The organism is Sphingobacterium bambusae (assembly GCF_033955345.1).
Taxonomy (GTDB): domain Bacteria; phylum Bacteroidota; class Bacteroidia; order Sphingobacteriales; family Sphingobacteriaceae; genus Sphingobacterium; species Sphingobacterium bambusae.
Map to the genome: position 1 here is coordinate 5,272,795 of NZ_CP138332.1, position 22,075 is coordinate 5,294,869.

Consider the following 22,075-nt stretch of genomic DNA (forward strand, 5'->3'; position numbering starts at 1 on the left):
GATGGATAAAAGTTTTTATTCTTGTGCGGATAAGACTGTCTTATGTCGCTATTTGTATTCCTTGTCTATTCGTATCGGAGCGCTTGGATAGGGTCGAGAGCAGAGGCTTTACGTGCCGGATACCAGCCGAAGAAGACGCCCGTGAGCGTACACACAGCGAAGGATATAACGATAGCTTGCGGCGGAATAACCACTTGCCAATCGATGATATGACCAACGAGCAGGCTGATCAGCACGCCGGAGATAATGCCGATCAGCCCGCCGGCGAAGCTGATGAATACCGACTCCATGAGAAACTGGCGCAAGATATCTACCGCTCGTCCGCCCACAGCCAATCGCAAACCTATTTCCCGGGTGCGCTCCTTCACGCTGACATACATGATATTCATAATACCAATACCGCCAACGACGAGGGAGATGCTGGCGATGGTGACCAACAACAGGGTGAGCATTTCGGTGATGGAGCTGAAGGTGTCAATAAGTTCTTTTTGGGAGGATACTTCGAAATCATTTTCCTTGCCTTCCTGTATATGGTGCTTGTCCTTCAAGATGTCTACCACCTGCGCGACGGCTTCTTCTGCCGCATCTTCACTAATGGCCGATGCAGCGATGGAATGCAGGTGGCTAATGCCTAGAATCCGCTTTTGCACCGTGCTGTAGGGTGCGATGATGATATCGTCTTGATCTTGCCCAAAAGTGCTTACGCCCTTGGCTTCCAAGATACCGATGACCTTAAAGGGAATATTATTGAAACGGATTGTTTTGCCGATCGGCTTTGCCTCGTAGGGAAAGAGGTTTTCCAGTACGGTTTTTCCGATCACGGCTACCTTGGCATTCGTTTTTACATCATAGTCAGAAATCATTACGCCATCGGCAATCTTCAGGCTACGGATAAGCAGATATTCCGGTGCAGCGCCAAAGAGGGTAGCCTTCCAGTTGTTGGCGCCATAGATCGCCTGTCCGCTGCCCGACACGATGGGGGATACTGCATCGACCAAGGACACTTGTCGCTGTATGGCTTGGTAATCTTCGATCGATAAGCTCTGCGTGGCCGATGCATCAAGACGTACGCCCGTTTGTGCATTAGATTTGGGAGATACCATAATCAAGTTGGAGCCCATGTCCGAAATATTGGAGGTGATTCCTTTTTTGGAGCTTTCGCCTACGGTCAGCATAACAATGACCGAACATACACCAATGATGATGCCGAGCATGGTCAGAAATGCGCGTACTTTATTTATCCGTATAGCCCTAAAGGATATCTTGATCAATTGTACAAAATCCATGTCGTTATGTTTTAGGGGTGTGGAGGTTGAGTGCATGCAGCATGTCGGCTGCACTTTTGGGATTAGTGTTACGTTCGTCGGCCTCGATCAGTCCATCGCGCAGGCGTATGGTACGGCTGCTGAAATCGGCAATATCCTGTTCGTGCGTGACGAAAGTGATGGTGATGCCGTTGGCATTGAGCTCCTGAAAGAGCGCCATAATCTCGTAGGAAGTGCGTGTGTCTAGGTTGCCGGTTGCTTCATCGGCAAACAGCATAATGGGGTTGTTGACCAGCGAGCGGGCAATGGCCACGCGCTGCTGCTGCCCGCCAGATAACTGGCTGGGTGTATGTTGGAGCCGCTCGCCCAAGCCTACCCGATGCAGCAGCCTTATGGCTCGCTCTTTACGTTCCCGGCTGCTTATACTCGAATCATAGAGCAGCGGCAGCATGACATTGTCCATACAGCTTGTTTTGGAAAGCAAGTTGTATGATTGAAAGATAAAGCCCAGCTTGCTATTTCGCACGCGCGCCAGCTGGTTGCGAGAGAGCTTATCTACGGCTGAGCCCTCCAGTTCGTAGCTGCCCGCAGTAGCGGTATCTAGACAGCCCAAGATGTTCAGTAGGGTTGATTTGCCCGATCCGCTGGGCCCCATGATGGTTACAAACTCTCCGCGTTCAATCTCTAGGTCTATACCTTTTAAGATAGGATTTACTTGGTTGCCCATCACAAAATCCCGGCGGATGCCATCGATTTTTATTATACGATTATTCATTTGCTGCTTGCTTGTCTTTGGATGCCGTGTTCGTCGATCTTTGCTCGGTCGATTTTTTGCTGTCTACCAACGCTGTCATAATAGCTGTTCCCGCCTTTAGGCCAGCCCGTATTTCGGTGCGTATGCCATCACTGATGCCTATCTGCACGGTTTTAGGCATTATCGTTCCCTGTTCTTGCACCCACACTATGCGCTCGTCTTTTTTCGCTACCGTCGGCAATTTTTCGATATCCGCCGTTTTACCATATTTTTCTTTTATATAGCGGTTGAGCATAGGCAGATCGGGCACAAAGCTGAAGGCTTTGTTCTCCACCAGCAAGATGCCTGCTTGTTCTTTGGTCAAGATGGAGATTGTTGCCGTCATACCGGGCATCAGCAGGCCACTGCTATTGTCGGCTTCAAGTATACAGGTATAGGTGACCACATTGGAGTTGATAGCGGCATTGAGGCGCACCTGCGCCACGCGCCCTGCAAATACCTCATCAGGATGGGCGTCCACGGTAAAGGAGATCGCTTGCCCAACCTGCACCGCGCCAATATCAGCCTCATCGACATTGGCTTCCACCTGCATACGTTTCAGGTCGCGGGCAATAGTAAAGAGCACCGGTGTGTTGAAGGTTGCAGCCACTGTTTGCCCTTCGCTGATCTCGCGCGATAGTACCACGCCGTCTATCGGCGAATAGACATTGGCAAAGCTCAGGTTCGTCTTTTCCGTATGTACATCGGCCAGACGCTGCGCCACGGTAGATACGGCATTCTTATAAGAAAATTCTACCTCCTGGAATTCGGCTAGACTGATCAGCCCATCGTCAAAGAGTGTTTTGTTGCGCGCATAAATGGCTTTTTGATAGTAGAGTGCCGTTTGGGCATCGTTGTACTGCGACTGGGCGAGGGAGAGTTTCTGCTCGAGGTTTTTCCTGTCTAGTTCGGCCAGCAGCTGCCCCTTGCTCACGGCGCTATTGTAGTCCACGTGCACCTTGTTTACAATGCCCGACACTTGGGTGCCTACTTCCACCAGTTCGATGGGTTGAAGTACGCCGGTGGCCGTAACCTGCAGTTGCAGCGTTCCTTCGCTCGCGCGAGTAAAGTCCGCTTGGGTGTTGTTTGCCGTGGTTCCCACAAGGTTATAAGCGATTAAGCCGACCACGAGAGCTACTGCCAGCAGTGCTATGATTTTAGATGTTTTCATCGTTGGTTTTGATCTGTTGTTGTTTGTGCTTGATAGAATGCAATCAGTTTTTGATAAAGGGCGAAGGTGAGTTTGGCCTGCAGATATTTGTCGGCAGCGTTGAGGTACTCGTTCTTGATGACGATCAATTCGGCTAAACTCAGGGCGCCCAGGCTGTTTTTTCGATTGGCCAGTTGGTAGGATAGGCTGGCAGCCTGCTCGGCATCACGCGCAGCACGCAGCTGTGCCGTTGCCGAGCGAGACTGTTGCAGGAGCTTTTCCAAGGTGCCGTACAGTTCGCGATCCTGCTTCTTGCTTTCCAGCGCTGCACGCTGTATGGCTAACTTCGCATTTTTGACGTTCGTACGGTTGGTAAATTGGGCGAATATCGGTATGCTGAGATCGAGAGCCACATTGGGCGAAAAGTTGTTTTGAAGCTGTCGGGCGAAGCCAAAAAATTGTGTGTTGGTGTATCCGCTCATCATGCCGCCGCGCAAGCTCAGCTTGGGGTAATAGCCACTTTTGGCAAGCTTGAGTTCTGTTTCTTTGAGGTGTAAGTCCACGTGGGAAAGCTTGGTTTCAGGCATATGTTCTTTTATTTCGTTGTAGAGCTCGGCTGTGGTTGGTATGGGATAAGCCTGCTCCTGCAGGGCTATTTTTTGGATGTCGAAGCTATCGCTCGGCGGTATTTCGAGTAGCTGCTTCAATTCCAGCACCTGCGAGCGGTACTCGTTTTCGGCGTTGATTAAGGTCAGCGTATCAGTGGAAAGCTGTGCCTTGTAGGTAGATAGGTCAATGCTGGACAGCGTGCCCACGGCATGTCGTCCTTTCGCTGCCCGATATTGTTCCAAGGCATTGGCGATCGTCTTTTCTGCAATGCCTATACTTTCATATAGTGTTAGTGCCGTCATATAGGCTTGGATTGTTGTGAGCACGATGTCATTTTTAGCACGATCAACGAAGAACTGGTTTTGCGTTACCATTAGCTTGTTCTTTTGTATATCCGTTTTTAGGAATCCGCCATTCCATAGCGTGATGTTGGCCGAGGCGGCTAAGCTGGTGGAGCGTAACCGTGCGTTAATAAAATCGCTGGTTATGGGGTCTATCGTTCTGCCTGTAGCGTGCTGTTGCAGCACATTGGCCGCTAGTGTCGGCAGCCTGTTGTTCTTCGCCTGTTGGAGATTATTCTCTGCGGTGGAAAGGTCGAGCTTGCTCTGGTTGAGCTGCACATTGTTTATTAGCGCATAGTGTATGCAGTCTTCCAAGCTCCAAGCTTGGACGGATGAGCTAGTGGTTGGGTGTGTAGGTTGCTGCGCAATGCTCCATTGCACGAGCAACAATGCGATCAGTATAGAAAAAATTATTTTCATCGTTGTTTTGTTCCTTGACATGTGCGGGTCTTATCGGTAGATCTAGCTGCATGATAAAGCAAATAGATCGCCGTCTGTGCCGCAAAACAACGGTATTGCTCGGCGCTATGCAGTTTGAAATCGGTGGACGGTCAAAAAACGGGAATGAACCTACAATAAGAGCTGGTGAAAAGCCTAGTTAAATAGCGCTTTGCTGGTTGAAAATCGAGTCTACGGTTATCCTGATATGCAATTTTCAAAAAGCATAGAGCCAATCGTTAAAGGAAAAGGAATTTGGGTTTGTAGGATGGATTGGCGTTAGTGCTGAAAGGTTACACGGGCTGCCGTCAAGAGCGTGTTCGGCGAATGACCGACTTAGTAATCAAGCCATTCGCGCAACAGGGGCGCCTTTACGCGACTCACAATCACGCCTTCCGGGCAGTGGCGGATTTCCAGCTTCAGCTTGGCATTAAAGTAGTTGTGCACCTTGTCTACGGCGTTCATACTAACGATATACTGCCTGTTGGCGCGGAAAAACTGTGCGGGATCGAGTTGCTGCTCTAAACTGTCTAGGGGCTGTGTGATGATGTAGGTTTCGCCATTGAACAGACAGGCAGAGGAAACGCCGTCTTGCGAGACGAAATAAGCAATATCATCGGTTGCAATACGGCGGAATTCGTCGCGAAACGGGATCAGGAACCTTTTGCGATAGACCTTTTGATCCATATAATCTATCAGCGTCTTGAGCAGGGGCTCCTGCTGTAAGGTGGGCACGGCCGATCGCTCATACTTGGCCAATGCAAGCTCCAGCTCGACCTGTTCTATGGGTTTAAGCAGATAGTCTATACTATTGTATTTAAAGGCCTGCACGGCGTATTCATCGTATGCCGTGGTAAAGATGACGGGGCAGGGCAGATCGGTGCGGTTGAAGATTTCAAAGCTAATGCCGTCGCTCAGCCTGATATCCATAAAGACCAAGTCTGGCGCTGCATTGAGCTCAAACCAAGCAACGCTTTTCTTGATGCTGGGCAATACTTCAAGTAGCCTGTAGTTCGGGCGTATCTTGGCGAGCAGGCGCTGCAGGCGGTCGCTGTTGGCTTTCTCATCTTCAATGATCAGTATGTTGGCGGGCTGTGTCATGCAAATAAGGGTATGGATACGGTAAATGAAACATCGTCTTGGCTGATGCGCGGCTTTCTGTCGGTGAGCAGCGAATAGCGGCTCACGATATTTTTTAGTCCAATGCCGGAGGAATGATGTTTGTTAAGCAAAGGCAATAGCTCGTTGTAGACCACGAGCTCTTCCATATCATTGCTATAGATACGGATGTGGAGCGGCCGATCTTCATCGATGCTATTGTATTTTAGTGCATTTTCTACTAACAGTTGTAGCGTCACGGGAGGTAAGTGCCGATTCAGTAATGCTTCATCCACATCGATGTCAAAGATCGCCCCATTGCCGATTCGGCTCTGCAGTAGTAATAGGTAGAGATCCAGAAATTTGAGTTCCTCGCGCAGCGTGATGCTGTCTTTTTTTGCATTGACGAGCAGGTAACGGTATACCTTTGCAAAATTCTCGGTATATGCAAAGCCGAGTTGAGGGTCTTTCAAGATCAGCTCGGACAGCACCGTTAAATTATTGAACACGAAATGCGGATCAAGTTGTAGGCGTAGCGATTGCAGTTCGGTTTCGGCGGCCAGCTGCTTGCTTTCTGCCGCTTTGACCTTGTATGCCGTGGCATTGAGTAGTTCTGATTTCCAGTTGGCAGCCAAATAATATACGGAGTTGGCAATATTGATAATTAGGGTAAGTATCAAAATGGCAATGACGTACTGCCAAGCTTGTGTTAAGGTCAGTCCCGCAGTATTGCTTAGTTTGTCTATTAAAGAAAGGTAGATAGCAAATATGGAAGCCACGATCAGCACCACGATAAAGGTACCCGCGATTTGAATAATAGTTTGGAAAAACAGGCGATTGAGTGCATGCTTCGTCCATGGTATCCACTTGTCTAGCCGTTTATCAATAAGGAAGTTGAATTCCACAATCACCACACAGATAATAAGGGTGGTGAAAAGATCAAAAAGCAGCTCGGGAACGGACATGTTCAAGAGCAGATCCCAATAGGATGTCGGGTAAATAAAGAACGACAGCACGTACAACCCGATCAGGGTATACAGTACCATGGCCAGTTTGGCAATCTTATTGCGCGAAGGGGTATGTTCCTGTTTTTTCATTGGCTGCTCTTCCTCCATGTTCATTGTCCAAGATCATGCTGCTAGGCAAGTTAACCATTTTTGCTATAGCCATGCGCATATTTTACATCATTGCCCACTGCTGCGATGACGGTTAGGCTTTTAGAATCGATGTCTATTACCCGCTACACATCCATCGTAAAGCGGCTAAGCTTCTCTTTCATTAATCGGAGATTTTTCTCCTTCCCGCTGTTGTACCGTTCCTGCACATAGCTGGTATGGAACTGATGATTTTCCAAAAATTTGATCGATAGGGCTATCCATATGTTTTTATCAAAGTCAACCTTGCGCAGGTCTACAATTTCTTGAAACATGCAGAAGTTTAACTTGGAAAATTCTTTGTCTCCCAAGTGCATCAAATCGGCATCGCAGAGGATCGACTCCAAGAAGGTGGTGGGATGCTGCTTGTCGCGAGTAGCCATAATGCAGTTGATCACGCTTTGCGTGGTGGCCGTGGTCACCGATTTGCTGTCAAGAAAGGCTTTGGCCAGCTGGGCGCCCGTTGCCTCGTGGCCTTCGGGACCGTGGCTGATGTAGCCCAAATCGTGAAATAAGGCTGCTGCTTTCACAATAAAATAGTGTTCGGCGTCAAGCTTATAGTAGTCGCTTATCTCGTCTATAGCTTTCGAAACATCTGCGATGTGGCGCATATTGTGAAAGGAGTACGGATGTTGGCCGTATAGTGCTGCGTATTGTTCAAGATAGCTGTGTGCTTCCTTCAGTATCTTTTTATAGTTCATTGTTATTGCTATGCGTTGGTATTACGTTGGGTTTGTTTATCGCTAAACTTATTCGGGCGAAGTGCCGGTCAACAAATTCGAGACGCAGGCCCTGCTGCAAGCATAGATGCAGGAAGATGTGTAGATCCGAAAAGTTCATCTGCATGCTGATGGTGGTGTCCAGTCCGCGCTGTTGTATCGCCACAAGCTGCAGATCCAGCAATTGCTGCCCAATCAATTCGTTTATGACAAGCGGGAAATTATTGATCGCCCGCTCCAGTTTAAAAATCATGATCTGTACTAGCATAATAATGTATCTACATGCCGCGCTATCCATAGGCTGTAATAGGCACTTCTACCGACAAATTTATCCATTGCCACCTGCAATGCTCGTCTGAATGCCCTTGAAACGGCAATATTGGAAGGTGAACCGTTAATATTTAGGGTTGAACGGGGAGGGATCAAATGAGCATTTGCCTTTTAGCGCCTGATTTTACGCATATGAAACGTTTTGTAAAAGTGACAGTCCTTGGAAATACAACAATAAGAACGCGCATAAGGGCTTGCATAGATGAGCTTTTCGATTGCGATCGGAGAGCGATAACTTCATAGTAAATCTTTCTTTGATTAATAATAATTTCCTATTTTGGAAAACCGTTACAGATGATTTTAATAAGGCGGTTTTAAGATTTTTGATATGATTTCTTCCGAAAAAGCGAATGCGTTTATACAACAACATAAGAAAATTTCGATCTCGAAAGAGGAACTTACTAGTTTTTCTAGGCCATACGAGCTATTAGGCCTAATCATCACGGGACATTTAGAAAGTGGGTATTCTGATCAGGCTAATCTACAGGCTTACCAAGAAGGCTTTGGGATAGATAGTACGGCCAATCCCTGGGATAGTAAAGAAGGATTGCGCCTAGCCGACTTACTCTTTGGCGCTGTTATGGGGCCTATGGTGTCAACGGTATGGGATAGCATGAAGAAGTTGCCCTTCCAAAATGAGTACACTAGACGTCCATTTCGGTTAGACCCAAAATTGTACTATGTACAGATCCAATTAACAACCTTAAAATATATTTACTATGCTGGTGCATCGGGTTTCAACTCGATGGCTATAATTGATCAGCTCCAGTATGATGTGTATCAAAAGGTGCCCATGATAGGTCTGTTTTATGCGGTCGTGTTAACGGCGGATAAGGAAAAGTATTACCCGCTTTTGGAGGAGATATTTCTCGGCGAACACGACATCGGTGGTGTGTCCAGCGAGCTTATTAGAGGACTGTTGTTAACGGAAGAAGATAGCTATCATTTGTTGGTCGAAAAATTATTGTTGGCTGCGCAGCAACAGGAAGGGTTGCGACAGACAATCCTAGAAACCTTGGACTTTACCTCGGTGAAGGCGCTGAAGCGATTTATAAAAGTGATACTGGATCATAACTTGATGCGCTTTTCTTCGGTAGTACGTGCTGTGGATACTTGGTTTGGCTTTGGATGGGAAGCGCCAAAGGCAAACACCATCAAGCGGACGCTAGAGCTAGCGCAGACTTTTTTGGAGGATCCTACAGCAGGAGAGCAAGCAGTATTCAGTAAAGACAACTTAGCGCTGTATGTGGCATTATGGGCAAAAGCGATCGAGGATGTTGATGTCGCCAACAGGGCGGCATTCTCCGTGCTGTTTGATGATCAAAAACCCGTAATACTAAAGTTGGTATCCTTATTCTTCGTTCAGCAGACCGAACGCACCCACTCAAATCTGATCCCATATGCAGAACAGCATTTTGGAGAGGATATCGAAATGGATTATTGGATGCTGGTTAATTTCCCTGCGCACGAGCTTTCTGACAGTCTTTTCGAGCGGCTTGTTCGGTCTGCAGCTTCACTGCCCAATGAAGGAAAGACATTTTCCGAGCGAGGGTTTTCCTGGAAACATTATACGATCAAGCCCGAATACTTTTATGACGCGATCATTAAGTATGCGCAGCCCCACCAATTTGTGATTTTGGCCAATGACTTAGCTGCTATCCCTTCCAATGCGCGTGAAAGCTTGATGCGTAAACTTTTTCCAAATCATATCTCCTACAGCTGGTCTTACCGCTACGGCGGTGCGCCAGCGGAAAAAGAGCTGTCATTTGCTGCCGATGCTTGGCAGCGCAAGGTGGTGAGACAGGCCATTTCCGATCGTAATACTTCCGTATCGGCTACGGGACTGAATCTCATGCGAGCCATAGATCTCTATGAGGAAGATATCGTGCTACTGGAAGCCCTCTTGGCTAGAAAAGGAAAGGAGCAAAGAAAAGCAAGTATACAGCTGCTGCTAAACCAGCGCGACGAGGTGCTGATGGCATCGTTATCGCGACTATTGAACTCTTCAAATGTGGACCAACGTTTGGCCGGACTAGAAATGCTAGTGTTGCTTGGAGACAAACCCGACTGGACTGCATATGTAAAACAACAGGCAGAGATCTACAACACGCGCAAAGTTGGTAAAAACGAATCTGTATTCTTAGAGCGGTTGAATAAAGAATCTGCTGCCCCCGTATATAGTCTCCAAAATGGATTTGGCGCAATTGATTATACAAACTTGACAGCGATGCGGCTGCCCGAGAGCCGTTTTAAACGACCTAAGAAAAAGTTATTCTCTTTCAGTAAGAAGCAATTTCTATTTGAAGACCTGATCGATGTAAAGAAAACAAGCAAGGCTATCAATGCGCTCTATGCGCTGTTTGACCAGCACAGGAAGCACGAGTATAGCTACGAGGGTTACCAAGGAGCTTTGGAAACCACCTTGCTGGAAATCGCCTTAAGGGAAATCAAACGTTTGGACGTGGAAGCCACTGCAATGGAACGATTGGACAACTTGCCATTAGCAACCGTATGGAAAGATTGGTATAAGCAATCGGAACTAAATGACTTCGAAATACAGGCCGCAATGTCTTATATCTATACCCATTTCAACGATCGCGACCTCCACCCTGAACTGAAATCCTTTAAAGCCCTTTATATTCCGGAATTTACAGTGGTTAATTTTGGGCAAGGACAGTATTACTATAACAGTGATTCGCACAAGGTTGTTGATATACTCGATGCGCTACTGGAATCCTACGGGGACAGGTCGGTATTGGCCGCGTATAAATTGGACCTGTTGGAAGATAGCATAACTCATTTTCCGGAAGAGCTGAAAAGTCGGAATTTTAAGAACATTCAATATTATTATCAGAACGACGTCTATTGGACCGACTTAATCGGCAATATGCTTTACACGATAAGCGTAGCCGACTACCCGTTTTTTTCGCGCGAAGATTTACTACGCCTTTACCAATTGCGCTTATTCCTTCTTGGGCAGCAGCTCGCAAAAGGACAATCTGTATCCACTATACAACAGGTAATCCCTCACTTAACCGTTGCATTGAATCCGGAGAAACCTGTGCAGGTGGATTTTCCGCCTTTCGAACTTTTGTTTGAACTCTACAGAGATCAGCAGATAAATGATGATGACTTGTTGTTCCTTTCATTAATTGGTAAAGACTTGTTCTTTATCCTCGATGGTGGACAAAATTATCATACGCAGCGATTGAAGTCTTATACTATTCCCGAGATCAACGGACCGTTGAAGAAGAATATGCTTGTGGTGGAATTGGAGCGTGGCGATGTTCCTACGGAGGCCTCGCCTTATATTGGGAAGATTCAAAAGGTGGAAGGGTTGAGCTATTTCTTTGAAGTGCTGCAACGTATGGGTAAGGAAAACTTCGATCGAGGCTATAGCTATGGCAATGACCTAAGCAAAAAATATACCTTCAGCCGTATTTTGAAACAGAGCAGTCCGAACGATGATGAGGGGTACGCGGAATTTGTTGCAGCGTTGAAAGAAACAGGTATCGATAAAAAGCGGATCATAGAGGTTTCTTGTTATGCGACGCAGTGGGCCGATTGGCTGGGAGATTACCTTCGTATCCCGAGCTTAGCAGAAGCGGTATGGTGGTTTTTAGCCCACACAACAGATTATATGGATGCTGAAAAGGAAACGATATTATCCCGGTATTCAGCAGTGCCAAAAAATGACTTCCAAAAAGGAGCAATCGACATAGACTGGTTCCAGCGGGTGTATAGTAACTTGGGAAAGACCAATTGGAAGGTCGTCCACGAGTCGGCAAAGTACCTGTCGGATGGAATGGGCTACCGTAGGGTGAAAATTTATTCGTCGGTATTATTGGGCGAAACCAAGATTACAGAAACCATAAAGAAGATCACCGAAAAGCGCGACAAAGACTATGTCATGGCATTGGGCCTTATCCCGATCTCGAAAGCCAACGCCGAGGCAGACTTGTTGAAGCGATACAACATCTTGCAAAATTTTCTTAAAGAGAGTAAGCAGTTTGGTGCACAGCGCCAAGAAAGTGAGAAAAATGCTGTAGCGATCGGGATGGACAATTTGGCCCGGAATGCAGGTTTTGAAGATAGCGTACGCTTTGTGTGGGCCATGGAAGGAAAGGCTACACAGCAGATATTGAAGGAATCAATGGTGACGATCGATGATGTAGAAGTGCAGCTGGTGGTAGACGAGGAGGGGAAAGCAGAGTTGTTGGTGAACCGAAACGGAAAAATGCTGAAGAGCGTGCCCGATAAGTACAAGAAGAATAAGGCTATTGAATCGCTAAAAGAGGGAAAAGCTTACTTAACAAAACAATTTTCTAGGACAAAGCTGGCGCTCGAAAATTCGATGTTAAGACGCGATAGTTACAGCATGTCGGAGTTGCGACAGATTATGGAACACCCGATTGTGAAAGCCATGCTCAGTAAGCTGGTGCTGTATATACCGGATAACCAACAGGCTGGATTCTGGTCGGAAGAAGGTTTGCTCGATAGTAGTGGGAACGTTGTACCGGTGAAGGAAACTGACCGTATACTGATCGCTCACCCTGTTCATCTCTACAACTCGGTGCAGTGGGATTTGTATCAGCACTATCTTTTTACACATGCCATACAACAGCCCTTCAAACAAGTATTCCGGGAGCTATATGTACCGACGGCCGATGAATTGGAACAGCTTACACGATCTGCCCGCTACCAAGGACAGCAGATACAACCGCAAAAGACCATCGCCTTATTACGGGGAAGGGGCTGGACGGTAAGTTATGAAGAGGGTTTGCAGAAGGTATTCCATAAGGAGGGCTATCTGGTGACGATGTTTGCGATGGCCGATTGGTATACGCCTTCGGATGTAGAGGCGCCAACTTTAGAGCTGGTCTGCTTCTATGCGTTACGAGACCGAGCACTTTTGCCGATTACCGACATCGATCCGGTCGTTTTTTCGGAGGTGATGCGCGATATGGATCTTGTGGTCAGTGTGGCTCATGTTGGTGAGGTTGATCCTGAGGCGAGCCACAGCAGCATGCAGATGCGTGCAGCCTTGGCCGGCGAAAGTGCTAAGCTATTTGGATTGGATAATGTGGAGGTTAAAGAACGACATATCCTGATACATGGGACACTTGCAGACTACAGCATACATTTGGGCAGTGGAATGGTAAGTAAAGGCGGTCGACAACTGGCCATCATCCCTGTGCATAGCCAACACCGCGGGCGAATTTTCCTCCCGTTTGTCGATGACGATCCGAAATCGGCAGAGATCATTAGCAAAATGCGCTATTTGGCCCAAGATAATAAGATTAAGGATCCGACAATCTTAGCACAGATTAACGGCTAATATGTAGGGGTAAATTGCTTGCTTATAAGTGAAAAACTACACCGGAGGCAATTTACCCTAATTGTACTATTTTCAGAAACATACATCCTATGGAACTGGTTTTACAGCTAAAGCGATTGGGAAACAAGCGGGTGACTACAGTGCCCTATCAGTTGGATCTGATTCCCGAAACCCTGTCTGAACTAATAAAGGCCTGTGTTGTTGCAGAGGTTACGAAATACAATCAACGACGCGAGGAAGTGCAGTTGATGGCTTTTTTAAGCCCTCAACAGATTCAAGAGCAGGCGGAATTTGGTAAGATATCGCTAGGCGATTTAGAGAATCTGCAGTCGGCTGTCGTGGAGAAAGCACTAGAGGCAGCACTATTGGCACACCAAGATGGTTTGTTTGTCGTCTTTATCGACGGGATCGAGGTCAAAGATCTGCAAGCGGCTATTCAACTGCGGCAAGATACTGAGCTTGTCTTTATTCGTTTGACTTTTCTTGCTGGACGCTTGGGCTGATGTGCGGAGTTTGCTTGGCTTAATTGAATATACATTACAAGAAACGCTTCCACCGCACGCCGCGTCAAGAACGCAAAGAGATGAAAGCAAAAAGGAGGTAGCGTATGGGAAATAGGTCGCTCGTCTAGCTACGAAAAAGCGTATCCAGCGCCTGCAATAGGAGACTTAAGTTCCAGCCTTTCTGATTTTAATGCTATCTGTAGCCCAAGATAAGCTAGCAAAGAAGGTAGAAACGCTAGCATTTGGATGAGAAGTGTAAGGATGTGGACATGATGTGCTAGCATGTTAGTTAGAAATGCTAGCACTTCGAGTTGAACAGCTAGCACTTTTTCCAGAGATGCTAGATGTTTGGTTTCACATGCTAGCATTTCTATTGTACATGCTAGAACTTCTTATAAAAGAGCTAGCACTTTTTCCAAAGATGCTAGATGTTAGGTTTCACATGCTAGCATTTCTGTTGTACATGCTAGAACTTTTAACAAGAATGCTAGCACTTTTAACAAAAGTGCTAGAACTTTTTACAAAAATGCTAGCATTTCTGACAAAAGTGCTAGCATATTTAAAACGCTATTTTTAGTTTTTTGAGGCGCGAGTAAATATCCCTTAGAGGGCATTTAAAGGCAGTTTTAAGGTAGAAAATAGGAGGAAAATTCCTTGAAAAGTAGGATAAATGAGCCAATCACTTTTTTTGAGTGAGCCGTTTTTTGGCTCATATATCCTGTTTTTTAAGCATTTATGATCTCATCTTTGTAGAGTAATTATTTGTTTACTTAAAACTTTAAAAAAATGGCACGACCAATTTTTAAAAGCACAGACGCAACCGGACTGTTGCGCTATGCAGAGAGCATCTTACTAAAGATGAGACAGAATGCGGATCTTTTTACAGATCCAGTACCCGATTTGGCCAGCTTTGAAAGCTTATTGGAGAACTACCGGAATGCTTTCGCCGAAGCCAGTTTCCGCGACAAGCGCGCGTTGGTTGTCAAGGGAAAGACCGGCCAAGCACTACAGGATGCTATCTACAGGCTTTCACCGTATGCAGATGCGTGCAGCCTTGGCCGGCGAAAGTGCTAAGACTTGATTCCCAGAACCCTGTCCGAACTAATAAAGGCCTGTGTTGTTGCAGAGGTTACCACATACAATCAACGTCGCGAGGAAGTGCAGTTGATGGCTTTTTTAAGCCCTCAACAGATTCAAGAGCAGGCGGAATTTGGTAAGATATCGCTAGGCGATCTAGACAATCTGCAGCCGGCTGTCGTGGAAAAAGCAGTAGAGGCAGCACTATCAGCACACCAAGATGGTTTGTTTGTCGTCTTTATCGACGGGACCGAAATCAAAGATCTGCAAGCGGCTATTCAACTGCGGCGAGATACAGAGCTTGTCTTTATTCGTTTGACTTTTCTTGCTGGACGCTTGGGCTGATGTGCGGAGTTTGCTTGGCTTAATGCCCTTGAAACGGGAATTTAGGAAGGTGAATGTTAATATTTAGGATTGAACAGATTTCCCACGAAATAGGCATCGATTTATCTATATTTGGTTAACAGTTTTCTATATGAAAGTTCTCGCGTTGTATTTACTTACCCTATCTATGTTTGCCTGCTCTACCAAGCAACCCTCAAAAGAAAATGTTTCGGCTATGCTGTCAACGGTTTTCTCGGAGGAGGATTCCATAGAAGTATCGCTACCCGAAGATTTTCATAAGTTTTTGCTATCAATTAGCGAAGACTCATTATTTCAACGATCTAGAACACGTTTTCCTTTAAAATCGATACGATCGAGCGAGTCAGAATCCAATGTTTATGATACAGTATTTATTCAAGGTAGCGAATGGTCATCGATGGATTTCATATCTTCACACTCCTTAGAGCGAGAAGTTGAACTGATCGATAGAAACAACGCCCATGTTCACTATGCAGATCCGGAAATCGCGTTTGAGATTATATACCATTTTGCGCTTATGGATTGCAAATGGTATTTTGTCAGTATTGTCGATAAAAGCAACTAATTTTTAGCCGTAGAGAAATCGAGAATTTAAATAATGAGGTCATGTAACATGTCTTAGCTGCAAAAGCCTTTTGTGAACAGTAATTGTCCTATGTCACAATTGATATATGTATCTTTATACTATGAAAAAACTGCTCTTTATATTTAGCCTCTCCATACTCATGTTATCTTCATGTGTGTTGTTTACCTATCCGAAAAGCTGGTCGCACACCATGCAGTTATGGCCGGGCGAGGAGGAAGACCAAGTTTATCTCGTGTATGGAGCACCGGCCCGAAGCCAAGAGCTTACGGATGGAAGAAAGATTGTGACCTATGAATTTAAGCGCTCACAGGATGGGGATGTAGAATTTGGAGAGGTTACTTTTGGCATCAAAGACGGTCGTGTTACTACGGCTCGCCCCAGTGGATCGAGGTTTGCCCTACGCGGGCGGATTAAAGCGCCTACAGCTGAGCCCGTAATTAAGTAGTAGGGTCAATAAATCGTAAGGGTATTCATTTGGTTATTTTGAGCCGTCATTGTATACCTTTTTGCCTACTTAAAGAATTAGTGTTCGCCACCTGCATAAATCCACATAGGCTGTGTTTGCCCAGCCTTTTCGAAACCCATTTTCTGATAAAATTCGATGGCGTCAGCGTCTGCTGTTAACATTTGCATATGAAAATCCTGATATAATTGTTGTAATCGATCCATGATCTTCCTGCCAATGCCTTGCCCATGGTAATGCGGAAGCACTAATAGATGAGGATAATAAACTACCAAGTGACCATCGGATATAGCATTCCCTAAGCCCACCAGTCTAGTGTTATCCCAGGCTGTAATCAGCGCGTGTGAATTTCTCAATGCAGCTAGCAACTCGTCTGGTTTTTCCGCAGCACTCCAGAAATTCGCTTTGTATAATGGTAAAACTTGATCAAGAGTGATTGTTTTTGCTGCTGAGATCGTTATTGGCATCTATCTATGTAATTTATTTTGAAAAAGGAATGTTATTTGGTCCGTAGATATTTACTTTTTTACCATCAACGACCTTAGTGTCGATAACGGTAACTAAAGTGTTATTTCGAATCAAGGCAGTTGATATGGAGCTACTGGTGAATTTCCAGCCTTTGTTCATAAAAAAAAATTGGACCTCATTTGTTGCCATACCTTCCTTCACAAACTTTTCATGGGATAATAGTCCAAACTCTATCGCATGTCTTAACGAAGGACGCTTGTTCAACAAAACGTAATATTGATTCTTGTGCTTATGTTTTAGTGCTAGCTTCCTACGATAGTCGTCTTCTATCTTTATTTTTGCTGCATTTAAACTTTTGATCGATTGTACAAAAAAATCGCAAGCAAGATTAATCTGTTTGATATTAAAACTAGCCTTACCTTCCTTTATCAATCGAAATTGCTTTTCTGAAATCTCTAGAATAGCTGCAAACTCCATATCTTTAATGCCGACATGCCTTAACAAAAGCAGAATATTCTGAGTTATATTTTGCAGATCAAGATTTTCCATACGACGAATTTCGAAGAAAACATGAACTCAAAAACGGTAATTTATTATGTTTTTTGAGTTTTTGTTTTTATCTTAGTGATGTTGATATTCAGTTTCTTATTTTGCTTAAGTGAGTGATTGTTTCTGGCGCTCAATTTGCCAATATATCTTCTGCTAATACACTTTTATAAACCAACATATAACAAGCTATGAGACAAACCCTGAATGTACACGTTAACAAAGATTTTCTGCTGACCTGCGAGGCGCTGCAGATCGATCTATCTGATGCAGTCCAATGTTATGTGGATCGCGTGAAGCTTCTGGAAACGGTGACTGACGAAAGGAAAACGGAAACCCATACGGCCAGCAAGATTTTCTTTTGCTACTACCTGCCGAAGTGCCGCGCGCAGGAGCGCCCACTTCATGAAGGCAATGTGCGGCAGATATGTGCGGCTATCGAAGACCTGCAGCTGCTGCAGCAAGGGCAGGAGATAGATCCGCAGTCAGCCATGTACCAAGATTTTATAGATCAATTGTTCAATAAACTTACCCTTGACTATGGCACAACGAAAGATAAGCATTGACCTGCCGGCAGATTTTTTGATCTGCTGTGCGCTCAGCGGCTTCGAGCCGACGCATGCCTTGCAATATTTTGTGGATCATCTGTCCTTCCCGAAAATGATTAGTGGTTATCCCATCGATCCCTACCGTGCGGCCACAGGGCTGGTATATCTATATGCCAAGCGCCATATTTCCGAACGGGTGCAGGGAATGCTGGATGAATCATTTGGCAACGAGTATTGGGGAGCCTTTGCCGTTATGATGTACAATGCTGGAGAGCAGGAGCAGGCGGAGCTTGAGGTTATTGCCCGCAAAAAGCTGATGGAGTTACGCAGGCGCAGTCGGCGCATGCTGCCGATATACCTCGACGTGGACGTGCGACTCAAAAACTCGGGCCGATGACGATTGAGCTGTATCTCCCCAAAGATTTTCTGCAGGCCTGCGACATACATTATGTGCAGCCTGAGCAGATGATACATTATTTTGTGACATCCGTGGCCTTGGCGCCCCATTTTGCGGGAATGGCAGACGAAGCGCAGCACTTGGGTACGGCTTTTTTCCTAGCTATCGATGCGCAGCACAACCGTCGTCGCTTGCCTGTACCGCGGCTACGCAATCAGTTTATGGATTATGCAGCGATAGTAGTGGAAGCCGCCGCAGATATTCCTTCTGCGCAGGAGCGGCTGGAGCTGTTCAAGTCTCTTTATGCAACCTGGCATATGGAGCTGATCAGGCATATTTCAAAGGATGACGCCATCATCGACCGGGCGGAACGCAAGCAGCGCTTTGGCTACCAGTTTTGATCTGTCGGTGATCGCGGAAGGCGATGGTGTTTTTTGTGAAAACATCGCTAGTGTGGGCATAAATACTTTTTTTGTTCCAAAAGCTCCCCATTTTATTCCTTGAAAACAGCTAGCTTTTTTATAAAGACTGTTAGCCTTTTCGGAAATATGCCTAGGCTTGACAGCGCAAGCGCTAGGCATATTTAACGACATAAAGTCAAGCTGACGCAAGTATGGGGCTTTTACCCCAGCATTTCGCCCATATCGAATAGTCTGATGCCTTGCTCATATTGCGCGGCAACAGCACGGTTGGTCTCCTCGATAAATTGACCCGTAATAGGGTCTACGACGGTACGCAACGGTCTTTTTCCTTTTTCGGTATCGATCAATTTGACAATGGCATCGGCCACATCTTGAGGATTTGGTTTCACCGTTTGCATCAGCTGTCCCAATGCTTCCACCATCTTGTTGGGCATCTCGGCAATCGCCTGATATCCTTCCAATACGGATGTATCAGAAGCAACGTTGATTTTCTGTTGCATTTCGGTAGGGAAGGCGCCGGGCTCCACAATGGCCACATCGATTCCCAGTGGCCTTAATTCGTAATGTAGACCCTCGCTCAATCCTTCTAGACCAAATTTTGAGGCGCCATACATCACGGCAAAAGGAAAGGAGAAACGTCCAAAGCCGCTCGTCACATTAATAATAAGGCCTTCCTGTTGCTGACGCATCGCTGGGAGCGCCTGTTTCATTAGTCGCCAAGGGGCTATGACGTTGACGTCGAATAACGACTGCACATCGGCCGTGGTAAAACTCTCGGCTACTCCATTGATGGAGAAACCGGCGTTGTTGACGATCACGTCGATCTTACCTTCGCGCGCTATGATCTGCTCAACCGCCTGCTTCACGCTCTCGTCGTCGGTAATGGTAACATCCAACACCGTGATATTCTCCTGTGCAGACAAGGTCTTGGCCTTTTCGGCATTCTTGCCTGCGGTATCCCGCATGGCTGCATACACCTGATGCCCCGATGCGGCCACGCTATGCGCCGTTAACCAACCAAATCCGCTATTTGTTCCTGTAATAAAAACTACTTTTTTACTCATTTTCTTGTTGTTTTAGATGAAAACAAAATTCGTTAACAGGGAGCCAAATGCGTTTACCATATGGTAAAAAGGATTTGTTGCAAGGTTGGTTTGCAGACGACGCATAAATGAATTGTATTATTTGTATTGTTTTTTCAAGTTATTGATTTTTAATATATTATTTATTAAATTTGCATGGATATTGGATAAGTATTCTTGCATCTCTGATGAGATGACAAATTAATTACAATTTGATAAGTTATGTCTAGGCTGAAAGAACTTAAAAGTCATTTGAAAAGGGGAACCGTTTACCGCCGAAAACATTTAGATCAGTGGTCCAAATCTGTTGATCGAGATCTAAAGGTGTTGATCAATGATGGGACTTTGCAAAAGATCGCTCCCGGCATGTACTATTATCCCAGTTTGTCTGCATTTGGTCCCGCCCCAGCAAAAGAAGAGGAAGTGATAAAAAAATATTTAGACGACTCTCGTTTTTTGCTGATATCTCCGAACTTATATAACCGCTTAGGTGTGGGTACTACACAGTTGTATAATACCCGTATTGTTTACAATAATAAACGACATGGTGAGGTCACGTTTGGCAATCGTAAATTTTCTTTCCAACGTAAGCCGCGGTTCCCTAGCAAGATAACAACGGAATTTCTCGCTGTTGACTTAGTAAATAATCTAGATAAACTGGCGGAAGACAGCGATCTTATTTTAGAAAAATTGGCTGAAAAACTAGCTTCATTGAATATGAAAAGTTTAAAACAGTCTATATCCTCGTATGGCAGTGTTAAGGCAAAAAGAATTTTTGCATCGTTGTTGCGGGAAACCGATTATGAGCATGGCCATAGATTATCTTCATAACCACCAAGATTTTGCTGCACTTTTACGGATTGTCGAAGAGGAGACAGGTATTGCGGTGGGATTAGTCGAAAAGGACTATTGGATCATGCATGTATTGTATGGATTGAAAAAACAGGGGTTTACGTTCGAATTGAAAGGCGGAACTTCATTATCCAAAGGATATGGGCTTATCGATCGGTTTTCGGAAGATATTGATATACATATTCATCCCGACAAAGAATTCGGAATAAACGAAAATCCAAATAACACGAAACCTAAAAATGTGGCCGCTCGCCGGTCTTTTTACGACAGCCTAGCCAAATCCATACAGATAAGCGGAGTTGTTAGTGCAATGAGAGACCTTGCTTTTGACGATGAAAAGGCTTATCGTAGCGGTGGAATTCGTTTACACTATGATAATAAGGTTGATAAAATTCTAGGCCTAAAAGAGGGGATATTGCTTGAGGCGGGGTTCGATATGGTCAAGCCTAATAAGGCGATGACCATAAGTTCCTGGGCATATGACAGAGCTTTGCAGTCTGAAATAGACGTTATTGACAATAGAGCAGTCGACATTCCTTGTTATCATCCCGGCTATACCTTCGTGGAGAAGCTGCAGACAATTGCGACAAAATTTAGGCAAGAAAAAGAAGGTAAAGTTGCCAAGCCAAATTTTATGCGGCAATATTATGACGTGTATTGTTTACTAGGAGATGAAGTTGTGCAGAACTTTATAGGTAGTGAGAACTACCTTGAACACAAGGAAAACCGATTTCCGCAGGCTGATTATGCAATACCCATCTCCGAGAACGAAGCCTTTTTGTTGAATGATCCAGCTACAAGAGCGGATTATAAAAAAATGTATTCAGACACCTCAGATCTGTATTACAAAGGACAACCCGCTTTTGATGAACTGCTAGATAGGATAAGCAATTATATCGCTAAGCTTTAAAAGAAATACTGATTCCTGTTCACAAACATCTATTTATCGGATACCCTTTCGTATACGGCTTAAGGATTGCTGCGTGATGCCCAAGTAGGAGGCCACGTAGGATAAGGGTATACGGTTGACAAGATTGGGGAAGCCTTCAAGAAAAGAAAGGTAACGTGTGGTGGCATCTTCGGCTATAAGCGGGCTTCGGCGCTCTACCGCTAGGGCCAAGCACTTTTGTGTTATCTTGGCTTTGATCATTTCAAAGCCCACAATGGTGTTGCCGATATCGTCCCAGTCTTTTTTTGAGAACACCAATAGCTTGCAATCCGTGATGGCCTGCACATATTCCACCGCAATAATCTGCGATTCGAACTTCTGATTGTCTACCACAAAGTTGCCTTCATCCACGAAATAGTTGGTAATCTCTTCGCCCTTGTTATTGTAGTAGCAAAAGCGAAATACCCCCTCCAGTATAAAGCCTACATATTGTGGAACCTTGCCCGCCTCGGAAAAGTATGCCTGCTTTTTTAGCTCCACGGTCTTCGCCTTACTCATGATATAATCGATCTGCTGCCGATTCAAATCGCCAAATCGTAAAATGAAATCTATAAGCGTGTCCATGGCACAAAGATAGGGGCTAT

Annotated in this window: 23 protein-coding genes; 11 read left to right on the forward strand and 12 right to left on the reverse strand. The window is 45.4% G+C overall.

From position 1 onward, the window contains the following. Nucleotides 1–65: 65 nt before the first annotated feature. From SCB77_RS21845 to SCB77_RS21880, 8 genes are all read right to left on the reverse strand, one after another. Nucleotides 66–1,286, reverse strand: a complete 1,221-nt coding sequence (locus SCB77_RS21845) for an ABC transporter permease (RefSeq protein ID WP_320184128.1) — start codon at nucleotides 1,284–1,286, stop codon at nucleotides 66–68. A 4-nt stretch (nucleotides 1,287–1,290) separates the two neighbouring features. Then, nucleotides 1,291–2,040 carry an ABC transporter ATP-binding protein gene (locus SCB77_RS21850; RefSeq protein ID WP_320184129.1) on the reverse strand — a complete coding sequence of 250 codons (750 nt, stop codon included), beginning with the start codon at nucleotides 2,038–2,040 and terminating at the stop codon, nucleotides 1,291–1,293. Beyond that, nucleotides 2,033–3,229 (reverse strand): efflux RND transporter periplasmic adaptor subunit, encoded by a 1,197-nt coding sequence (locus tag SCB77_RS21855; protein ID WP_320184130.1) that lies wholly within the window; start codon nucleotides 3,227–3,229, stop codon nucleotides 2,033–2,035. The genes SCB77_RS21850 and SCB77_RS21855 overlap by 8 nt, the downstream gene beginning before the upstream one ends. After that, the gene (locus SCB77_RS21860; RefSeq protein WP_320184131.1) at nucleotides 3,226–4,578 is read right to left on the reverse strand and encodes a TolC family protein; all 1,353 of its coding nucleotides are present in this window, start codon (nucleotides 4,576–4,578) and stop codon (nucleotides 3,226–3,228) included. The genes SCB77_RS21855 and SCB77_RS21860 overlap by 4 nt, the downstream gene beginning before the upstream one ends. Before the next feature lie 354 nt (nucleotides 4,579–4,932). Further along, on the reverse strand, nucleotides 4,933–5,697 hold the full coding sequence (locus SCB77_RS21865) for a LytR/AlgR family response regulator transcription factor (RefSeq protein WP_320184132.1): 765 nt from the start codon (nucleotides 5,695–5,697) through the stop codon (nucleotides 4,933–4,935). Further along, nucleotides 5,694–6,815, reverse strand: a complete 1,122-nt coding sequence (locus SCB77_RS21870) for a sensor histidine kinase (RefSeq protein WP_320184133.1) — start codon at nucleotides 6,813–6,815, stop codon at nucleotides 5,694–5,696. The genes SCB77_RS21865 and SCB77_RS21870 overlap by 4 nt, the downstream gene beginning before the upstream one ends. 119 nt (nucleotides 6,816–6,934) lie before the next feature. Next, a complete protein-coding gene (locus SCB77_RS21875; protein WP_320184134.1) occupies nucleotides 6,935–7,549 on the reverse strand; it encodes an HD domain-containing protein in 615 nt (204 codons plus the stop codon). After that, the gene (locus SCB77_RS21880; protein WP_320184135.1) at nucleotides 7,539–7,820 is read right to left on the reverse strand and encodes a hypothetical protein; all 282 of its coding nucleotides are present in this window, start codon (nucleotides 7,818–7,820) and stop codon (nucleotides 7,539–7,541) included. Before SCB77_RS21880 ends, SCB77_RS21875 begins: the two co-directional genes overlap by 11 nt. A 405-nt stretch (nucleotides 7,821–8,225) precedes the next feature. Here SCB77_RS21880 and SCB77_RS21885 point away from each other — a divergent pair, with 405 nt between their 5' ends. The 6 genes from SCB77_RS21885 to SCB77_RS21910 all read left to right on the forward strand — a co-directional run bounded on the left by SCB77_RS21885 (nucleotide 8,226) and on the right by SCB77_RS21910 (nucleotide 16,209). Then, on the forward strand, nucleotides 8,226–13,235 hold the full coding sequence (locus SCB77_RS21885; RefSeq protein ID WP_320184136.1) for a DUF4132 domain-containing protein: 5,010 nt from the start codon (nucleotides 8,226–8,228) through the stop codon (nucleotides 13,233–13,235). 89 nt (nucleotides 13,236–13,324) lie between these two features. Continuing rightward, entirely contained in the window at nucleotides 13,325–13,738 is a 414-nt protein-coding gene (locus tag SCB77_RS21890; protein WP_320184137.1) for a hypothetical protein, read from the forward strand. A gap of 786 nt (nucleotides 13,739–14,524) precedes the next feature. Next, complete coding sequence (locus tag SCB77_RS21895; protein WP_320184138.1) at nucleotides 14,525–14,812, forward strand: hypothetical protein; 288 nt, start codon at nucleotides 14,525–14,527, stop codon at nucleotides 14,810–14,812. 3 nt (nucleotides 14,813–14,815) lie between these two features. Next, nucleotides 14,816–15,160 carry a hypothetical protein gene (locus SCB77_RS21900; RefSeq protein ID WP_320184139.1) on the forward strand — a complete coding sequence of 115 codons (345 nt, stop codon included), beginning with the start codon at nucleotides 14,816–14,818 and terminating at the stop codon, nucleotides 15,158–15,160. 130 nt (nucleotides 15,161–15,290) lie between these two features. Continuing rightward, nucleotides 15,291–15,743: a hypothetical protein gene (locus tag SCB77_RS21905; protein ID WP_320184140.1), complete on the forward strand. Its 453-nt coding sequence runs from the start codon at nucleotides 15,291–15,293 to the stop codon at nucleotides 15,741–15,743. Nucleotides 15,744–15,864: 121 nt separating this feature from the next. Beyond that, the gene (locus tag SCB77_RS21910) at nucleotides 15,865–16,209 is read left to right on the forward strand and encodes a hypothetical protein (RefSeq protein ID WP_320184141.1); all 345 of its coding nucleotides are present in this window, start codon (nucleotides 15,865–15,867) and stop codon (nucleotides 16,207–16,209) included. 77 nt (nucleotides 16,210–16,286) lie between these two features. On the opposite strand, the gene SCB77_RS21915 is transcribed toward SCB77_RS21910, so the two are convergent. Then, on the reverse strand, nucleotides 16,287–16,694 hold the full coding sequence (locus SCB77_RS21915) for a GNAT family N-acetyltransferase (protein ID WP_320184142.1): 408 nt from the start codon (nucleotides 16,692–16,694) through the stop codon (nucleotides 16,287–16,289). A 13-nt stretch (nucleotides 16,695–16,707) separates the two neighbouring features. Continuing rightward, nucleotides 16,708–17,244, reverse strand: a complete 537-nt coding sequence (locus tag SCB77_RS21920; RefSeq protein WP_320184143.1) for a hypothetical protein — start codon at nucleotides 17,242–17,244, stop codon at nucleotides 16,708–16,710. Between the two features lie 188 nt (nucleotides 17,245–17,432). Here SCB77_RS21920 and SCB77_RS21925 point away from each other — a divergent pair, with 188 nt between their 5' ends. From SCB77_RS21925 to SCB77_RS21935, 3 genes are read left to right on the forward strand one after another with little or no spacing between them, the layout of a single operon-like run. Further along, on the forward strand, nucleotides 17,433–17,807 hold the full coding sequence (locus SCB77_RS21925; protein WP_320184144.1) for a hypothetical protein: 375 nt from the start codon (nucleotides 17,433–17,435) through the stop codon (nucleotides 17,805–17,807). Then, on the forward strand, nucleotides 17,782–18,186 hold the full coding sequence (locus SCB77_RS21930) for a hypothetical protein (protein WP_320184145.1): 405 nt from the start codon (nucleotides 17,782–17,784) through the stop codon (nucleotides 18,184–18,186). Before SCB77_RS21925 ends, SCB77_RS21930 begins: the two co-directional genes overlap by 26 nt. Beyond that, nucleotides 18,183–18,587 carry a hypothetical protein gene (locus SCB77_RS21935; RefSeq protein WP_320184146.1) on the forward strand — a complete coding sequence of 135 codons (405 nt, stop codon included), beginning with the start codon at nucleotides 18,183–18,185 and terminating at the stop codon, nucleotides 18,585–18,587. Before SCB77_RS21930 ends, SCB77_RS21935 begins: the two co-directional genes overlap by 4 nt. A 221-nt stretch (nucleotides 18,588–18,808) precedes the next feature. Here the strand turns inward: SCB77_RS21935 and SCB77_RS21940 are convergent, their stop codons facing one another. Next, entirely contained in the window at nucleotides 18,809–19,672 is an 864-nt protein-coding gene (locus tag SCB77_RS21940) for an SDR family oxidoreductase (protein ID WP_320184147.1), read from the reverse strand. 240 nt (nucleotides 19,673–19,912) lie between these two features. Here SCB77_RS21940 and SCB77_RS21945 point away from each other — a divergent pair, with 240 nt between their 5' ends. Together SCB77_RS21945 and SCB77_RS21950 are read left to right on the forward strand one after the other, a co-directional pair. After that, nucleotides 19,913–20,521: a hypothetical protein gene (locus SCB77_RS21945; protein ID WP_320184148.1), complete on the forward strand. Its 609-nt coding sequence runs from the start codon at nucleotides 19,913–19,915 to the stop codon at nucleotides 20,519–20,521. Continuing rightward, on the forward strand, nucleotides 20,499–21,452 hold the full coding sequence (locus tag SCB77_RS21950; RefSeq protein ID WP_320184149.1) for a nucleotidyl transferase AbiEii/AbiGii toxin family protein: 954 nt from the start codon (nucleotides 20,499–20,501) through the stop codon (nucleotides 21,450–21,452). The genes SCB77_RS21945 and SCB77_RS21950 overlap by 23 nt, the downstream gene beginning before the upstream one ends. Nucleotides 21,453–21,485: 33 nt before the next feature. On the opposite strand, the gene SCB77_RS21955 is transcribed toward SCB77_RS21950, so the two are convergent. Continuing rightward, the gene (locus SCB77_RS21955) at nucleotides 21,486–22,055 is read right to left on the reverse strand and encodes a Crp/Fnr family transcriptional regulator (protein WP_320184150.1); all 570 of its coding nucleotides are present in this window, start codon (nucleotides 22,053–22,055) and stop codon (nucleotides 21,486–21,488) included. Nucleotides 22,056–22,075: the final 20 nt, after the last annotated feature.